A 17290-nucleotide genomic window follows, 5' to 3' on the forward strand; every position below is an offset into this window, starting at 1 on the left:
AGCATTGTGCCCCCTGTTGCAAATCTGCTACCCTACAGGCAATCTCCAGAGAGGAAATCACCATGCCCGAGCTGCTGCAGATCTACCGAATCCTGCTGAAAACCTACGGTCAGCGCCACTGGTGGCCGGCCGATTCTCCGTTTGAGGTGGTGATCGGCGCGTTTCTGACCCAGAACACCAATTGGCGCAATGTGGAAAAAGCCATTGCCAACCTGCGCCGGGCCGACGCCCTGAGCTGTGCGGCGCTGCTGCGCCTGTCTGCCGCCGAGGTACAGGAACTGATTCGCCCGGCCGGGTTCTTTCGCCAGAAAGCCGAACGCCTGCAAGGCTTCTGTCACCATCTGCAAACCCACTACCAGGATAGCCTCGAGGCCATGCTGCAGCAGGACAGCCACCACATCCGCAGCGAACTGCTCAGCCTGAAAGGGATCGGTCCGGAAACCGCGGATTCGATCCTGCTCTATGCCGGGCAGCACCTGTCCTTTGTGGTCGATGCCTATACCAGGCGGCTGTTCAGCCGCATCGGTATTCTTCAGGGCGCGGAAAAGTATGCCGAAATCAGGGATTTGTTCATGGCCCGGCTGCCTGCCGAGGTCGAACTCTACAATGAATATCACGCCCTGATCGTGCAGCACTGCAAGGAATTCTGCCGCACCAAGCCTCTCTGTCCGGCTTGTCCTCTGGCCGATTTATGCTGTTATCCCAAAGCGTTAACTTGATCTATTGAGGATTCTGCGTTAGGGTGCCGATATTCCCTTTTTACCGATTCTGACTTAAACGGACGCAGCGATGATCAACCACTACCTCTTCCTGCTGAAAAAGTTTCTCGGCAACCTGCTCTTGCCGCTTCCCCTCACCCTGTTGCTGCTGCTCGGCGCTCTGCTCTTCATGCTGCGGCGCAAGACCCGCTGGTTCGGCATTCTGCTGGTCTGCGTGGCAACCGGATTGCTCTTTATCAGCAGCTATGCTCCGTTGAGCCATCGCCTGATCAGCAATTTTGAAAATCGCGTCCCGAGTTATTCCCAGCAGGATCTCCCGGCCGACTATATCGTTGTTCTCGGCAGCTGGCACCAGTCCACTGCAAACCAGCCATTGACCAGCCAAATCAGTCCCGACGGCATTGTTCGACTGGTGGAAGGCATCCGCATTTATCGCCTCAACCCCGGTAGCAAACTGGTCTTTACCGGCTATAGCGGCACGCCGGCAGATGCGGTCTCCTATCCGGCCAAGCTGCGCGAGCTGGCCTTGGAACTCGGGGTCCCCGACCATGACATCCTGACCTTTGAGGGCCCGCGCGATACCATTGAAGAAGCCCAATTGCTTGCCCGGGTCTTCCCGGTGGCACGACTGGTGTTGGTGACCTCGGCCATGCACATGCAACGGGCGCTTGGCCTGTTCCGGGGTGCCGGCCTCGACCCCCAGCCGGCTCCGACCGAGCATTTGAGCAAACCGATCAAAAGCTGGTGGACCTTCCCTTCCAGCAAAACCCTGGCCGACACCGAGTACTGGGCCCATGAAAAGCTCGGCCTGCTCTGGGCCAGACTCATGGGGCAGATTAAGGACAGCCCAACCGACAACTGACCCGCCGGAAAGTTTCAAACCCGCAAAAAATAGATCTTAACGCCGGAGTTTCGGGCCTTTCCCCTTGAACTTCAAGGCCGCATTTGTTAGCCTGCCGGATTAGTTTTCACTCTGAATCACCCATCCCTGCGGAGAGAACGGCATGGACTATAAAGAGACTTTAAATCTTCCCGAAACCGACTTCCCAATGCGCGCCAACCTGCCCAACCGGGAACCGGAAATCCTGGCCCACTGGCAACAGATCGGCCTGAACGAGCAACTGGAAAAAGCCCACCAGGGCAAGCAGAGCTTCATCCTGCACGACGGCCCTCCCTATGCCAACGGGCATATTCACATGGGCCATGCGCTCAATAAAATCCTCAAGGACATTATTGTCAAAAGCAAACGCATGCAGGGTTATTACACCCCCTATGTGCCGGGCTGGGATTGCCATGGCCTGCCCATCGAACTGATGGTCGACAAAAAGCTCGGCAAGAAAAAACGCGAGCTGAGCAAAGCCGACTTCCGCCGGGAATGCCGCGAATATGCCAAGGTCTGGATTCAAACCCAGAGTGAGGAATTTCAGCGCCTCGGCATCTTCGGCAACTGGCAGGATCCGTACCTGACCATGACCACCCACTACGAGGCGGCCACAGCCAGGGAACTGGCCAAACTGGCAGAAAAAGGCTCGCTCTTCAAAGGGAAAAAACCGATCCACTGGTGTACCTCCTGCGTCACCGCCCTGGCCGAAGCCGAGGTGGAATACGCGGATCACAGTTCACCCTCCATCTACGTCAAGTTCCCCTATGTCGACGAACTGCCGGCGTCATTGGCGCAACTTGGCGACAAGCCGCTGAGCTTTGTGATCTGGACCACCACCCCCTGGACCATCCCCGCCAACCTGGGGATCTGTCTGAACCCGGAGCTGACTTATGTGGCGGTCGACACCGGGGCGGAACGGCTGGTGATGGCCGAAGGCCTCTATCAAAAAGTCCTGAAGACCCTCGCGATCGAGGATTACCAGGTGGCCGCCACCTTTGAGTCCGCCCTGTTCGACAACAAGAACTGCAAACATCCCTTCTATGAGCGCAACTCGCTGATCATGCTCGGCGACCATGTCACGCTGGAAGCCGGCACCGGCTGTGTGCACACGGCGCCGGGGCATGGCCACGACGATTACCTGGTCGGTCTCAAATATGGTCTGGAGATTTACAATCCGGTTGATGATTACGGTCGTTATCGGGAAGATCTGGAACTGTTCGGCGGGATGAAACTGCAGGACGCCAACCGGGCGGTCAGCGAAAAACTGACCGAAGTCGGCGCGCTGCTCTATGAAAGCTCGGTCGAGCACAGTTACCCGCACTGCTGGCGCTGCAAAAAACCGGTTATTTTCCGGGCCACCGAGCAGTGGTTCATCAGCATGGATCACAACGACCTGCGCCAAAAAGCCCTGACTGAAATCGACCGGGTCGAGTGGATCCCGTCCTGGGGTCGTGACCGGATCTACAACATGGTTGCCGGCCGGCCGGACTGGTGTATCAGTCGCCAGCGCAGCTGGGGAGTGCCGATCACCATCGCCTACTGTGAAAAGTGCGGCGAAGCACTCAATGACGGCAAAGTCATGCACTACATCGCCGATCAGTTTGAAGAAACGGGCAGCGATATCTGGTTTGAAAAAGATGCCGCCGAGCTGCTGCCACCGGGAACTGTTTGCCCGGCCTGCGGTCATGATAAGTTCACCAAGGAAACCGACATTCTCGATGTCTGGTTTGACTCCGGGGTGTCCCACGCTGCGGTCTGTGAACACCGTGAAGAATTAAGCAGCCCGGCTGACCTGTATCTGGAAGGTTCCGACCAGCATCGCGGCTGGTTCCATTCGAGCCTGCTCGAATCGGTCGGCACCAGGGACCGGGCTCCCTACAAATCGGTCCTGACCCACGGCTTTGTCCTCGACAAGGACGGCCGGCCGATGTCGAAATCCATGGGCAATGTCATCGCCCCGGAAGAAATCATCCAGAAGTACGGAGCCGAAATCCTGCGCATGTGGGTCTCGGCCACCGATTACCGGGATGATATCCGTCTTGGCCAGGAAACCCTGCAGCGGCTCTCCGACGCTTACCGGCGCATCCGCAATACCGCCCGCTATCTGCTCGGCAACCTCAATGGCTTCGAACCGAGCCAGGACATGGTTGCTGACGCCGATCTGCTCGAACTCGACCGCTGGGCCCTGGCCCGCCTGGAACGGCTCGGCCAACGGGTCGCCAAGGCCTATGATAGCTATGAGTTCCACACCTTTTATCATGCGGTGCACAACTTCTGCAGCGGCGATCTGAGTTCCTTCTATCTCGATATCCTCAAGGACCGCATTTATACCAGTCCGAAGTCGAGTATCGAATACCGCAGCGCCCGCTCGACCATGTACCGGATTCTGGATGCCTTGACCCGGATGATCGCCCCGGTGCTGACCTTTACCGCCGATGAAATCTGGCAGCGGTTGCCGGGCGAACGCGAAGCGAGCGTCCATCTGGCCGAATTCCCCGCCGCTATCAAGGGCTACATCGACGATGAGCTGGAAGAACGCTATGAGCAGCTGCGCAAGGTGCGCTCGGAAGTGTCCCGCCAGCTGGAAAAAGCCCGCGCGGAAAAACGCATCGGCCAGTCCCTGGAAGCCAAAGTCGTCCTCCAGGTCCCGGCCAACCTGCAAGCCCTGCTGGCTCAGTATCAGGACCTGCTTCCGGCCTACTTCATCGTCTCCCAGGTTGAGATGCGGGAACAGCTCGACGACGGCCACGCCGCCGAACAGATCCCGGATCTGAAAATCCTGATTCAGGCTGCGGAAGGGGAAAAATGCGAACGTTGCTGGAACTACAAAACAACGGTCGGCGAAACCGCTGAACATCCGACTGTCTGCGCCCGGTGTGCAGCAGCCCTGGCTGCGGAGTGACATGAAAAAATACCGGAGTTTTGCCCTGGCCGCAGCGTTCAGCCTGATCCTCGACCAGCTGAGCAAGGGCTATATCGATACTCATTTTGCCATCGGCGAGTCGCACCGGGTGATTGAAAACTTTTTTCATATCACCTATGTCCGCAATCCCGGTGCGGCGTTCGGTATGCTGGCAGACAGTGGCTTCCGGCTGCCGTTCTTTCTTGCCATCTCCAGTATTGCCATCATCGGCATCCTCTGGTACAGCCGGCGGCTTGCCGCCGACAAGCAATGGCAGCTGACCGCCCTGGGGCTGATTCTGAGCGGCGCGGTCGGCAACATGATCGACCGGCTGCGCTTCGGCGAGGTGATCGACTTTTTGGACGCCCACTGGTACAGCCACCACTGGCCGGCCTTCAATGTCGCGGACAGTGCCATCTGCATCGGCGTCGGCATTATGCTGCTCTGCACCTGGCACGAAGAGAAACAGCGCAAGCAGCAGCCAACTCCCTAACCTCACGCGCCCCCTCTTCCCAGCCGGGAGGAGGGGGGACTGAAGCCATCATGTCCAGGACTCGCTATCCCATCCCGGCAGCTCCCTGCCGTTGTGAAATCGAAGTCAATCGCAGTCGTTTCATCGCCAGCATCGAAATGGTCGAAACCCCGGACCAGGCCCAGGACTTTGTCGCCCGGCTCAAACAAGAGTTCCCCACCGCCAACCATAACTGCTGGGCCTACCTGTGCGGACCGCCCGGCAGCAGCGACCGGATCGGCCTGAGCGATGACGGCGAACCGCACGGCGTGGCCGGAAAGCCGCTGCTCACCGCCCTGCAACACAGCGGCCTGGGCGATCTGGCCGTGGTGGTGACGCGCTTTTTCGGCGGCATCAAACTGGGTAAAGGAGGGATGGTCAAAGCCTACACCCAAGCGGTCCAGAGCGCTCTTGAGCAGTTGGAGGTCGCTGAAAAAATCGCCTGGGAAGAACTCAGGTTCAGCTGCGCTTACCCCCTTCTGAGCAGCATCGAACGGCTGCTTCCCGACTATGAAGCAACCATTCTCGAACAGCAATTCGCAGCCCAGGTCGTGCTGCATATCCGGGTCGCCCAGGAGCAGCTGACCGCCCTGCGAACCCGCTTAACCGACCTGAGTGCCGGGCAGATCAACTTTCCGGAAAACCCCTGAGCAAGAATTATTTGATTTCGGTTAAAACGCTAACATAATCCTAACAATCCACTGTTAAAAAGGTCGAGTCGAAATTCGTACCCAAGGAGTCAACAATGGACACGACCCTGTTTAAAAACGACGTGGAAAAAAATCAGCACGAAAATGCCATTGAAGTGCTCTGTGATCAGTTTCCTGATCGGTGTGGATTGATCCGAACCCGTTATGAGAAACAGCTGAGTGAGATTCTGCCGGAAGCCACCATCCGCTCCTATCTGCCGATCTTCATCACCCGCAGAATCCGTCATCAGCTTGAAGACGAAAAAACAACCCGGCCCAACTGAATGGCCGGGAGCTATTTCGGCTGGTTACGCAAGGTTCCCAGATAGATTGCCGTCAGAATCATCAATACCCCGACATAGTCGAGCCACCCCGTCGGCCGCTTGAACAACAGGATATCCCAGATAAAAGACAGGGCAGGCTGCAGCAACATGACCAAACCGGCAATCGAGGCAGGCACTATTTTGAGGGCAGAGGAAAGAAGTGACCAACCGAGGGTACTGCCCAAAATGCCGACCCCGGCCAGAGCCAGCAGGGATGACGTTTCGGCCACGGCAAACGAGGTTCCCTTGGCCAGGCAGATCGCGCCCAGATAAGTCATACAGAACAGGCTGATCCAGAGCATGACCGAAACGCCACTGAGCTTGTTGCCGGTCACGGCTTTTTTCATGAGCATGATGAAGGTCGAATAAGCCAGCGCAGTGAACACCCCCAGCAGCAGCCCGAGCCTGATGTCACTGGATAAAACAATTGCATCGACTCCGGTGATCAGAAACAGCCCGGCCACACCCAGCACCACCGCCACGATAAACAGCCCGCTGATCTTCTCTTTCAGCACCAGCCAGGAGAAAAACGCCGTAAAAAACACCTGAAAATTTCCCAACAGGGTGGCCAGCCCCGGCCCGATCAGTTCAATACTGCGATGCCAGCACATGAAGTCAGAACCAAGAGCAATTCCGCAAGCGGCGAGCAACCAGAGAATTTTCCCCGGCACGCGCGGCAATTCCCGGCGCAGCAGTAACAGCACCAGCAGTCCGCCCACCGCAAACAGCATCCGATAAAACCCGGCCAAGTCCGGATCAACCGCCGCAAGCTTGATAAACACCGGGGAAAAACTGATACAAAGCGAGCCGAACAACAGGCGAAACAGGGGAAATGAGGAAGCTGAAGCGTTCAAAAAACTAATCTCCGGACAGCAGGCAATAAACAATGAATGGGGCAAACGCAAACTGGATCGCTTTGGCAGCCGCTGGAAAAATACGCCGTGGTTGGTTATGATCCCGAAGCGAGCCCGACAATTTGAAAAGTTTACTCCGCAGAATTCTTATCACCAGCAAAAAAGGTTACGAATCATGAAAATTATCGCCATCAACGCCAGTCCCCGTAAAAAGTGGAATACCGCAACCCTGCTCGAACAGACCCTGGCAGGAGCCGCCAGCAAAGGCGCCGAAACCGAACTGATCCACCTCTACGACCTCAACTTCAAGGGCTGCGTCAGCTGCCTGGCCTGCAAAACCGTGAACGGCAAATCAGAGGGCCGCTGCGCCATGCGCGACGATCTGACTCCGGTCCTGGATAAGATCGAGGAGCAGGCAGATGTCCTGGTGGTCGGCTCACCCATCTATCTTGCCAGTGTCACCGGCGAAGCCCGCAGCTTCATGGAGCGCCTGCTGTTTGCGCCCATGGTCTATACCAAACCACCCAGCTCCCGGTTTCCCAAAAAACTTAAAACCGCACTGATCTACACCATGAACCTCAGCGAGCAGGGGAGCATCGAGCGTCAATACCCGGTCCAGTTCCAGATTATCGAGGACTACTTTGCCCGCATCCTCGGCTCGGCCGAAACCATCTGTGCGTACGATACCTGTCAGGTTGACGACTTTTCCAAAATGGTGATGGAATATGCAGACCCGGCCTACAAGAAACAACGCAAGGCGGAAGCATTTCCCGAAGATTGTCGCAGAGCTTACCAATTGGGGATAAAACTGGCCCAAACGAGCTGATTCGCTTCTTTTCAGCGGTTATCGCCCCCCGAAACGTGCAGAGTCCTGTTGGTCGGCGCCATGGTTGAGACTAACCTGTTCTTCATTCTCAACCACGGCCCGGCCTTCAATCTTCAGCAGGGCAGTGACCAGCCCTTCGATCTCCTGGCTCGAATAGGACAATTGCAAGGGAATCCGCCCATAGGGAATTTCCGCTGAACCCAGAGCCTGATCGACAAATTCATTACGAAGCTTATGTTGGTCGCCGCCTTCGGCCAGATCGATGACGGCGACAATTGCTTTCTGGGCCTGATCGAAAATGGCAAAAGAGACGGTTTCGCGGGCCAGCATCCCGGCCGCAACGGATCTCTGTCGCGGCTCCTGCCCCGCCCTGATCACCACCAGATCGGCCAACCGGACCTTGACAAAAATACGATAAGACGGACCCAGGATCTGCTCCAGCAGACCAAGCACATCCCTTTCGGCAAAAGACAGAAAAACCTGTTGCTTGGCACAAGAAACAGGAGGCAAAGAACCTGCGGAGCCCGAGTTCATTTTAAAGGTTAGATACACAAACAGCGGGATAGCGAAAAACAGAACAATCCAGGTCAAAACAACCTCCAGACTGACAATCACTCAAAGTCGCCACCTTGCATATACCAGTTAACTCCGCAAAAATAAAGACGAACAATATTCCCAGCGGCGGGCGCAAAAAACCTTGCTTTTCCTCTGCAACGATGCTAAATATGTCCGCCGTACTTCAGAAAACACCAGGTATCGGGGCGTAGCGCAGTCTGGTAGCGCACCTGCTTCGGGAGCAGGGGGTCGGAGGTTCAAATCCTCTCGCCCCGACCATACGAAGAAAAAAGGGTTGGCGATTTAAGCCGACCCTTTTTTATTTGCATGCCGAGAGAGGATTTGAAGCGTAGCGAGCGCTGACTGAATGTCAGAAAAGCGGCCAAGGATGGCCGCGTCAGTGAGCGGAGGGGAGCCGACGCAGGAACCGGCAGGACGCTGGTGACACAGTGGGCAAATCCTCTCGCCCCGACCAGTTACAACAAAAGCACTTTCCATTTTTTTGGGAAGTGCTTTTTTGTTATTGCTTTCGAGAGAGGATCTACAGACCTTGAATGAGACCAATGCAGTTTGACCTTCCCCCTTTTACAAAGGGGGATTGAGGGGGATTTGAAGCGCCAGCGAGCACAGTGGAGCCGACGCAGGAACCGGCAGGACGCCGGTGACCCAGTGGGCAAATCCTCTCGCCCCGAACTTTTTTCTTCGTATGCAAAAAGAGGCATCCTGAAAACACGTTCCAAGAGACCCTACATTGCCGCCTATCGCAATTCTTTGTGTGTCAGCAAATCAAACACCACCCTGGCAAAACCCCTAGCGACTTCGGGGTTTGCCAGAATCTGCATCATCTGTTTCTGGTGTGCCTCATTACTATCCAAAACCGCATCATCGAGTGCTTTTGGAAAATCACCCAACATAGCCTGTTCAGGGGTATTGTTGAGAATCTGGTCCATGACGACCTTGTTCTCGCGAACCTTGTCGCGAATCGTGTAAGCATAGTTGACCAAATCCTTATCGGTCAGATTATCGGTCATAAACAGTTCGTTCAAACGCGCTAGGACCTGCGACAGGAATTCTTCCTTTTTATCTTTCGGTTTGGCGGTTCCAAGATCACTACCCGGCATTAAGCTGTAATCTCCAGCCGATTCCATCACCAAATTCTGCTCGCGTTGCTTCGAAAGCCGGTAGTGGCTCAGAGCGACATTGCTCAGATCGATATCATCTTCCTCTTCCTGTTTTTCCCGTAACAGCGGCCGTAAGTGGCGACCGTAAAGACTGAGTTTTTCCAGATCCTTGCTGTCGTAGTCAACAATCTGCGACATAAATTCATAAAAACGGGTAAAACTGCCCAGGTCCTTTTTAAAGATATCAAGCCGATCCTTTTCCTGTTTGCACTCCTTGAGGCTCCTTTCGGCATTGGCGATCAGGACCGCGTCACCGGTCTGCTTGGTGCGGTCGAACATCTCCTTGGCGGTTTTGTAGGCGTCGACCGCCAGCTTGTAGCGTCCTTGCCAGCGCTGCACCGCCGGCTTGCAGATATTACTGATCGCGGCATTGCTCTTGTTTTTGGCAAAAAAGGCCACAGCGAATTGTTCTATCTCCTGCCAGGTAAAGATTCCTTCGGCACGCAGCTTGTCGAAGAGATCAAAAACCAGGTCAGGGTCGGAGACATCCGCCAGCTCAGCAGTCTGAAAATATGGCTGAAAAGACTCAAGAATATCCTGCGGCTCGTTGAAGAAATCGAGCACAAAAGTGCCACTTTCTCCTTTTCCCGGATAGGTCCGGTTCAGGCGCGACAGGGTCTGCACGCACTCGACGCCATAGAGTTTTTTATCGACATACATAGCGCAAAGCTTCGGCTGGTCAAAGCCGGTCTGAAACTTGTTGGCAACCAGCATCACCTGGAACTCGTTGGTGTCAAAAGCTTTGCGCATGTCGCGCCCTTTAAGGCCGGGGTTCATGCTGTGCTCGGTGAACTTTTCACCGAGCAGCCCTGCGACATTTGGGTCGTTGTCATTGAACGCCACCTCACCGGAAAAGGCCACCAGGGCGCTGATACCGCTGTAACCCTTACGGATGATGTACTTGTCGAACTCCTGCTTGTATCGCACCACCTCCTTGCGTGAGCTGGTTACCACCATCGCCTTGGCCTGGCCGCCAAGCAACCCCATGATATTGTTCTTATAGTGCTCGACAATCACCTGCACCTTCTGGGCGATGTTATAATCATGCAGCCGCACCCACTGGTTAAGCTTGACTGTCGCCTTCTTGCTGTCAACCTCTTTGTCCCTGTCCTTAATCCTCTGCGCCAGCTGGTAAGCAACCTTGTAATTGGTGTAGTTCTTCAGCACATCAAGGATGAAACCTTCTTCAATGGCCTGACGCATCGAATAAACATGAAACGCTTCAGGCAGGTTACTTTTGGAAGGTTGTTGACCAGCATCGGGCAGACGGCCAAACAGCTCCAGGGTCTTCGGCTTCGGCGTAGCTGTGAACGCAAAATAACTCAGGTTATCGTTAGAACGCCGGGCGGCGACAGTGGCATCAAGGATATCTTCAGAAGTGTACTCGATATCATCAGTTGTATTCTCGGCAACCAGCACTTCTTTCAATTTCCGGGCAGTCGAGCCGGTCTGCGACGAATGCGCCTCGTCAGCGATGATGGCATAGCGTCGTTCCTTGAGGCTGACACTGTTCTCAATTGCCTGGAGCACAAAGGGAAAAGTCTGGATGGTAACGATAATAATCGGCTGGGAACTCTCCAGCGCCTTCGCCAACTTTTCAGACTTTGAGCCTTCACCGACCTCGCGATTGATCCGCCCCACTACCCCGTCAGCATGTTCAAATTGATAGATGGTATCCTGTAGTTGATCATCGAGTACGGTGCGGTCGGTGACAACAATCACCGAATGGAACTGCTTATCGCCAGCGGCAGTATAAAGGGATGAGAGCTGATGCGCGGTCCAGGCGATGGAGTTCGACTTGCCCGACCCAGCGCTGTGCTGGATCAGGTATTTCTGTCCCGGCCCTTCTTTGCGGGCGGCATCAAGTAGCCGGTTGACCACGTCCCATTGGTGGTAACGGGGGAAAATCAGTGTCTCTTTTTTGTATTTTTTGCCTTGCCAATCTTCCTTTTCTTCGATCTGCAGATGGACATAGCGGGCGAGGATTTTGAGCAGGTTATCGGGCAGCAGCACCTCGTTCCAGAGATAACCGGTGGCGTACTCATTTGGATCATCCGGCACGTCATTACCAGCCCCGCCCTCTTTGGTCCCCTGGTTGAACGGCAAAAAGAACGTATCGTCACCTTCCAGGTGGGTGGTCATGTAGACCTCATACTGGCTGACTGCAAAGTGGACCAGCGCGCCACGTTTGAAAGTCAGTAACGGCTCTGGCTTCCTAGTGACTGGATCTTTCGGCAAACGGGTACGCTTGTATTGTTTGATAGCGTTATCGACCGCCTGTTTGAACTCGGACTTCAGCTCCAAAGTGGCAACCGGCAGACCATTGACGAACAGCACCAGGTCGATACGCCAGCTTTTCGCCTGCTTGCCCGCCTGTTCCTCGCTCCCGACTAGGTCTTCGGTCGCATAGGGACTATAGACTAGCTCCGGTACGATACGCAGGCGGTTCTTTTTGTATCTCGTCAGGGTATCGGGATTGAGGTCGTGTTCCGGCTTGAACTGGCAAAATTTAAAGCGCACACCACGAACGCGCAGTTCGTGACGCAGCACACCAAGAGTACCGAAAGTGCGCAGGTCACGGTCGGCGGCGTTGGGGTCGGCTTTGTTGAGCTGGCTGGCGACTCTTTCAAGGAGGTGCTTTTCCGGGTTTTGCGGATAGAGTTTGCAGTATTTCTGCCACTGCTCGCCCTGGCTGTCCTGCACAAAGCCGATCACGTCTTCTTCGTACAGGGCCAGTTTCCGATTGTAACCAGCGGAGGTTCCAAGCTGCCAGCCGTTGGCGACCATCTGAGCAATGATGTCGTTTTGGAAGCTTTGCTCGTTCGATTTATTTGCCACCACAATTCCCTCCGGGCATTCATCTATAGCCTTCTAAAAACAATCCGTTCCGGCTATAATAGTCGTGTTTGACAAACTGGCCTGGCGCAGGCAAGCAGACTAACACTTAATCCGAGATCTGACTTTATGGGCAAAACACTCGCAAAAAGTAATATTCATTTAAGTAATAGCACCACCCGCCAACGCAATATGGCTCGCAACATCGAATCATCTTCTGCCATTGAAGGCATCCGGGTAAAAAGAGATGCTGCCACCGGACGCTTTGTAGACCGCAAGAATCCCTCCTCAAAAACAACATGCATAACTGAAACCAAGCATGATCACAAGTCAGGCCGTCTTGCCTCCGACAAAGCTTAATCCTCCGTATTTGATGCTTCCGAACTTTCTATTACGTCTAGGAACAGTTGTTTCATCGGCGCATAATTCATTTCCAAACCTACTCGCACCGCTAAAAAATATTCATCCTTCTTTTCACAAGCCATTTCACTAAAATCCAGCAATGGCAAACCGGCCTGCAATGCCATTATCGTGGCGAGCAACCGGCCTAGTCTGCCGTTCCCTTCGCGAAATGGATGGATCAACATCAGTTCGACATGCACTTCTGCCAACGCCTGGGCAATTTTATCGTAACTATCAAATCGGCAAGGTGTGTAGCGGGACAGTTGTTTGCGCTCAAACTCCAACATCAACCCAGTGATTGTGTGGGCCATGGCAAAAGTAAAACCATCCTTGCTCACATTCACCCGGCGTTCTTTGCCCGCCCATTCGTAGACAACGCCAAGCCAAGTACGGTGCATCTCGAAAATGTCATGAGCAGTAAACTGCTGATCTTCCTCGACAACATCCAGCAGGTGTTCCTGTGCTTTCCACAAGTATTCCGTTTCGGCAATCTCCATTTCTTCACGGGAGGTAATCCTAAGCCGGTTTTTTAAAACCTTTCCATCAGAACCAGGCTCATACTGATCTTCAGGATATCCCGAGGTGTCATATCGACCGGATGAAGTCATTCCGTTACTCTCAAATAGGTTGGGGTATTCCACATAGTTGCACCTAAAAACTTCACATTTATGTAAACCATCCGCCTATTAAGGCAGATCTCCTTCCAGGAATGACAATTTGTCAACAGCGTCCCGGCGTTACCCTATTACCAGCATTGCAAGAGTTGGCCCGAATCGGTCGTTCGGTGTGTGGCACCCCAGACGGAGTAACGCTGACACCGAGACAATGCGGAATTTTGGAAGCCGCTTCTCAGTGTCTATAGAGATTCACTTTAATATCATTATTGAATAATTTCTTACTCTCACTCCATGACGAGATAATGTTTCTTGAATCAAGCCATCTGACCAAAACCTGATTCTCGGGGCTGTTCTCCAATCTTGGCTTGTTATACCCAGTTTTTATTTGGGAAAAGGGTTGGGGCAGATTAGCCAAGACATGACGCACTTCGTCATCAGTCATAAGAGAATGATATTTATTAAAGAGTGATATTTGCGTCGCTATGGGCGTAGAATGCTCAACTAGGGATTGTGCAATACTCCCATTGAGATTGGGTATGTTGGCGTCGGTGTTGACAAGAACCGAGCCTATGAGTGCTGATCGATCGGGAAGGCCCACAAGCGCTTCTAGGTCCATTATTTTGACTATCCCAAGCTTGGAAGCATGATTAATTTCAGATCGAAGAAGATCTTCCAAGAAATCGTCATCCAGGCCGAAGCTAACTGGGTCCGCCAGATATTTGTGGATGTTGGCCGCGACAAATAGTAACTGCAAATTCCTGTTCTCAGCGAGCGCTTCTAAACTCTCCGTAGTAAATGTGACTTTTTCCTCACTTATTAAGACTCGAAGTTTGGCTGGCTCAAGCCCTACAGGAAATTCTTTAAAAGGCTTGGGTAAAGCATGCGCATATTCTTTATAGCTGGCATCAGATAGTAAGCCAGCATTGAAGAGGAACAGACGCAGCTTCAGTGAATCTGAGTCGCTTGGTATGGGATATTTCAGGATAGCCGACCGGACGTCATCTCGATCAAGATAGCCAATCAGGCACTCATCCTCGAACCCTTCACTTTCGATAAAATCAAGACAGTTCATCCAGGTTGGTTCGATCTTACCTAACTGGAACAGCATCGAGTGCACCCCCCCAGGCACATCCTCTAGGGATGGAAGCGGGGTCGTCTGCCGTCCAAGAAACTCCCGAAGATCACCTTGATCAAGCGTATCGTGGCGAACAACGGCAAGAATAGCGGGGGCATCCTCCTCTGAGTTCCCTTGAAGATCCAAAAGGATATCATGTAGGTAGCGATCGAAATCGTATTCGACCCACTTCATCAAGGTTGCGTTATTTGTTGAACGTATGGCCGTGTAGTTCCTCTCACGTAATGGCTTAAGATCCTTCTCTCCCAAAATCGCTTGGTAGATGAATTCCAAGTTTGCGATCGTGAGTTCGAAAAGCCCCTCCTCGAACATGAAGTGTACAATTTCAGAGTGTTCTTTGATTGCAGCAAGATCTTTGACCTCAAAGTCGAGACATGCAAGGCGTTCCGGTGCTAATTCGGGTGAATTCACCAAAATCTCAGGAAGGTTCGCCGAAACAAATTCCGGTAGTTTCTTGAAATCCCTTGCGAGCGTTTTGAGCACGCTTTCCGGTAGGCTCGCGACCAGTTGGGTAACGTGTGAGATATTGTTGGGGCTGGCAATGGCTGTTGGGACAAGACCTTTCCATGCTTTTGCTAGCTCCGAAAGCAGTCCTACAACATAGTGGCCGCTGGAGTAATAGGAATCGAAAAAACTCTCGCAGCTTTCGAATTCGGACGAGAGACACTCGATAAGCTTCTTCATTTGGTCGGGGTAACAGCTTGGGTCACTTAAGAGACTATCGACAAGCTTGACGTTCAAGACATAGCTTTGCCGGAAGTCTTCATCTCGCATCGCTGCGATGACCTCTTTTGGATTGTCAATTGGGAAACCCGGTTCAGGCGTAACAAATGCTCTTATCTGGATTAGAAACTTGTTGTCATTGGGCGACAAACGGCCTGAGTGAAAGAGTGAAGTGTATTGGTAGTAGGTATCGTCAAGATGGCCTTCCAGAATCAGATAACGGGCAAGTTCCCCGTTTTCCCCTAAGTTTCCGAGAAGCTCCTGCACGCGGTCGGCATTCAAACGCAACAGCTCATTAAGCTTAGTCGTACGAAGCGCTGCGATCTTTGATCTTAGCTCCTGTATTTTGCGCAAGCTCTTGTTCTTATTGCCAGCCGCCTTGTTTTCGATCTCCGTTTTGCGTTGCTTGTAGGATTTCTGAGAATCTACCTCGCTTTGCAATTTGGAAACATCGACCGTATCTTGTTGATTATAGTAGCCGCTACGGCAGAATAGACGCGAAGCCTCAATAAATTGCTCGAACGCATCATGGCTGACCAACTGGTGAAGCGTGATCCATGTTTGCCGATCAAGACTGACTGTGACAACATTCTCTGGAAGCTTCTCAATCAGGGCCATAGCGTAGATTTGCCGCAGCTCTTTCAGGTCCGAAGGCGTCTGTCGCTCGGCGATTTCAAGTCGCTTTTCGAGTTCCGCGATCTCCGTCCTATACGTGGCCTCACCATGCCCAATGAGTTCGTCTTGGAGGTTCAATATTTTGGCGAGAGCCCCCGCGCCGCGGTGCAGTTGCTCAAAGTCCCTTGGATAGACGTTTTTATAGATCAGGATCGCGAGGAGTTTGTTGGTGTCGAGCAGATTCTCTCCATCGGTTTCCAAATTAGCCACATAGATGGCGTACTCATTAAAAATGTTCTGAATCAACCTCAGGTCGTTCAGGTATCGTGAGACCTCTCTCAGAAACTGCGGGTCAAGGCGCTCATCAAGCTCAAGTCTCCTTCCCTGCTCCAATACCATATCGATCGAATTCGATGTGTTGATGATCGGTATAACGGGAATAATGAATTCGAAGAACTTGGTTCGATCGGTGTTGACAAACATATCGTCGCGCAGGGCGTAGAGGAATCTGATAGTGCGTTTCACGCCTGCATTCTCGTTCACGAGGCTATTAATTTCGCGCAGTGTGACGAAAATTTCAGTATCGTTAAATCGATCGAGATCCTCAATGATGACAAGATCATAAGCGGTTGATTGGAAGAAATAGATTATTTCGTCGAGGTGGCGGTTCAATATGGACGCCTGGTCATCATGTGCAGGCTTAATCTCAACATCCTTCAGCGAGATGCTCTTGAGTGACAGGCCGAAGCTCGCGACATAAAAGTGATGCAGCGTCACCCAGAGGAATGTTGCCGCAAGCACTAAAATCCCCAGATTGAGCCAATTGCTGAGCGCAAGCGGGACGAAAAAAGTGCCACTGATGATGTCTTCTCGTTTATGAAACACGTACCACAGCGCGAGAATTCCAAGCATTATGTAAAGAGATTTAAAAATCGAACAAACACCAGGAGATTGAATTCTTTTGAATCTTGATAGCGGAAGCTTGTTTGCGTCAGCACCATACAGCATCTGCTGCAGGATACTTCTCTCAATCTCTTGACGGCTTACCTTCTCGCCCCTCGAATCGGCCTCGGGAACGAATGCAGCAAGAGAAATATGAAGCGCAGGCCGCCGATACTTCTTCAAGAAGGATTGGATGATGCTGCTCTTTCCTGATCCATAGGGGCCAGTTAGAGCGATGTTAGAGACCTTCGCATTGTTCGTCGCAAACAAAATCGCTTCGGAATATACGCCAGCCTTGTCTGCCTCATCAGTTGGCGCGAGGTCCACGTACTTCGATTGCATGTCGGCGGAGCGGTCTTTGCTTTCCAGCCAAGACACGATGCTATAGAGTCTATTGGCAACCCAGAGTGTTATTGAGGTGATGGTCTTTAACATACGATAACCTAACCTTCAAGAAACGAAAAAGCACTAAAGGCTGACTTAAATCAGTCCACTTTTGCGGGGTGCCCGATTTTTCATGCTTGATCTTCGGATAAATAATTCTGAAAACTGGAATCACTCCCGGTTTTCAGACTTTT

13 protein-coding genes and 1 tRNA gene are annotated in these 17290 nt (G+C 52.9%); 9 read left to right on the forward strand and 5 right to left on the reverse strand.

Features of this window, described 5'->3' with window-relative positions; genetic code table 11:
- The first annotated feature begins 62 nt into the window (after positions 1 to 62).
- From N909_RS0107085 to N909_RS0107110, 6 genes are all read left to right on the forward strand, one after another.
- Positions 63 to 719 carry an endonuclease III domain-containing protein gene (locus N909_RS0107085; RefSeq protein ID WP_029913436.1) on the forward strand — a complete coding sequence of 219 codons (657 nt, stop codon included), beginning with the start codon at positions 63 to 65 and terminating at the stop codon, positions 717 to 719.
- Positions 720 to 789: 70 nt separating this feature from the next.
- Complete coding sequence (locus N909_RS0107090) at positions 790 to 1581, forward strand: ElyC/SanA/YdcF family protein (RefSeq protein WP_051689584.1); 792 nt, start codon at positions 790 to 792, stop codon at positions 1579 to 1581.
- Positions 1582 to 1723: 142 nt separating this feature from the next.
- Entirely contained in the window at positions 1724 to 4504 is a 2781-nt protein-coding gene (gene ileS / locus N909_RS0107095) for an isoleucine--tRNA ligase (protein ID WP_029913442.1), read from the forward strand.
- A gap of 1 nt (position 4505) precedes the next feature.
- Positions 4506 to 4997, forward strand: coding sequence for a signal peptidase II (lspA, locus tag N909_RS0107100; protein WP_029913445.1), 492 nt, complete (start codon positions 4506 to 4508; stop codon positions 4995 to 4997).
- Between the two features lie 50 nt (positions 4998 to 5047).
- Positions 5048 to 5665: a YigZ family protein gene (locus tag N909_RS0107105; RefSeq protein WP_029913449.1), complete on the forward strand. Its 618-nt coding sequence runs from the start codon at positions 5048 to 5050 to the stop codon at positions 5663 to 5665.
- 95 nt (positions 5666 to 5760) lie between these two features.
- On the forward strand, positions 5761 to 5988 hold the full coding sequence (locus N909_RS0107110; protein ID WP_029913453.1) for a hypothetical protein: 228 nt from the start codon (positions 5761 to 5763) through the stop codon (positions 5986 to 5988).
- Positions 5989 to 5999: 11 nt separating this feature from the next.
- On the opposite strand, the gene N909_RS0107115 is transcribed toward N909_RS0107110, so the two are convergent.
- Positions 6000 to 6881 carry a DMT family transporter gene (locus tag N909_RS0107115; protein WP_029913456.1) on the reverse strand — a complete coding sequence of 294 codons (882 nt, stop codon included), beginning with the start codon at positions 6879 to 6881 and terminating at the stop codon, positions 6000 to 6002.
- Between the two features lie 175 nt (positions 6882 to 7056).
- On the opposite strand from N909_RS0107115, the gene N909_RS0107120 reads away from it, so the two are divergent.
- The gene (locus tag N909_RS0107120) at positions 7057 to 7707 is read left to right on the forward strand and encodes a flavodoxin family protein (RefSeq protein ID WP_029913458.1); all 651 of its coding nucleotides are present in this window, start codon (positions 7057 to 7059) and stop codon (positions 7705 to 7707) included.
- An 18-nt stretch (positions 7708 to 7725) separates the two neighbouring features.
- Here the strand turns inward: N909_RS0107120 and N909_RS0107125 are convergent, their stop codons facing one another.
- Positions 7726 to 8298, reverse strand: a complete 573-nt coding sequence (locus N909_RS0107125; protein WP_155005887.1) for a DUF2726 domain-containing protein — start codon at positions 8296 to 8298, stop codon at positions 7726 to 7728.
- A gap of 166 nt (positions 8299 to 8464) precedes the next feature.
- On the opposite strand from N909_RS0107125, the gene N909_RS0107130 reads away from it, so the two are divergent.
- Positions 8465 to 8541: transfer RNA gene (locus tag N909_RS0107130), tRNA-Pro, on the forward strand.
- A 479-nt stretch (positions 8542 to 9020) separates the two neighbouring features.
- Here N909_RS0107130 and N909_RS0107135 read toward each other — a convergent pair.
- Positions 9021 to 12230, reverse strand: coding sequence for a type I restriction endonuclease subunit R (locus tag N909_RS0107135; RefSeq protein ID WP_425415849.1), 3210 nt, complete (start codon positions 12228 to 12230; stop codon positions 9021 to 9023).
- Positions 12231 to 12407: 177 nt separating this feature from the next.
- Between N909_RS0107135 and N909_RS25615 the strand changes: the two genes are divergently transcribed.
- A complete protein-coding gene (locus tag N909_RS25615) occupies positions 12408 to 12638 on the forward strand; it encodes a hypothetical protein (RefSeq protein ID WP_155005888.1) in 231 nt (76 codons plus the stop codon).
- On the opposite strand, the gene N909_RS0107140 is transcribed toward N909_RS25615, so the two are convergent.
- Both N909_RS0107140 and N909_RS0107145 read right to left on the reverse strand, forming a co-directional pair.
- Positions 12635 to 13288 carry a Fic/DOC family protein gene (locus tag N909_RS0107140; protein ID WP_029913463.1) on the reverse strand — a complete coding sequence of 218 codons (654 nt, stop codon included), beginning with the start codon at positions 13286 to 13288 and terminating at the stop codon, positions 12635 to 12637. The genes N909_RS25615 and N909_RS0107140 overlap by 4 nt on opposite strands.
- 241 nt (positions 13289 to 13529) lie before the next feature.
- On the reverse strand, positions 13530 to 17147 hold the full coding sequence (locus N909_RS0107145; protein ID WP_029913464.1) for a YobI family P-loop NTPase: 3618 nt from the start codon (positions 17145 to 17147) through the stop codon (positions 13530 to 13532).
- Positions 17148 to 17290: the final 143 nt, after the last annotated feature.

Origin of the sequence: Pelobacter seleniigenes DSM 18267 (assembly GCF_000711225.1) — a bacterium.
GTDB lineage: Bacteria > Desulfobacterota > Desulfuromonadia > Desulfuromonadales > Geopsychrobacteraceae > Seleniibacterium > Seleniibacterium seleniigenes.

Bases quoted from the DNA above. Each gene is read 5' to 3' on its own strand.
- ileS (WP_029913442.1), top strand. From the start codon at position 1,724: ATGGACTATAAAGAGACTTTAAATCTTCCCGAAACCGACTTCCCAATG.
- N909_RS0107085 (WP_029913436.1), top strand. From the start codon at position 63: ATGCCCGAGCTGCTGCAGATCTACCGAATCCTGCTGAAAACCTACGGT.
- N909_RS0107140 (WP_029913463.1), bottom strand. From the start codon at position 13,288: ATGACTTCATCCGGTCGATATGACACCTCGGGATATCCTGAAGATCAG.
- N909_RS0107105 (WP_029913449.1), top strand. From the start codon at position 5,048: ATGTCCAGGACTCGCTATCCCATCCCGGCAGCTCCCTGCCGTTGTGAA.
- N909_RS0107090 (WP_051689584.1), top strand. From the start codon at position 790: ATGATCAACCACTACCTCTTCCTGCTGAAAAAGTTTCTCGGCAACCTG.
- N909_RS0107145 (WP_029913464.1), bottom strand. From the start codon at position 17,147: ATGTTAAAGACCATCACCTCAATAACACTCTGGGTTGCCAATAGACTC.
- lspA (WP_029913445.1), top strand. From the start codon at position 4,506: ATGAAAAAATACCGGAGTTTTGCCCTGGCCGCAGCGTTCAGCCTGATC.
- N909_RS25615 (WP_155005888.1), top strand. From the start codon at position 12,408: ATGGGCAAAACACTCGCAAAAAGTAATATTCATTTAAGTAATAGCACC.
- N909_RS0107120 (WP_029913458.1), top strand. From the start codon at position 7,057: ATGAAAATTATCGCCATCAACGCCAGTCCCCGTAAAAAGTGGAATACC.
- N909_RS0107135 (WP_425415849.1), bottom strand. From the start codon at position 12,230: ATGGTCGCCAACGGCTGGCAGCTTGGAACCTCCGCTGGTTACAATCGG.
- N909_RS0107110 (WP_029913453.1), top strand. From the start codon at position 5,761: ATGGACACGACCCTGTTTAAAAACGACGTGGAAAAAAATCAGCACGAA.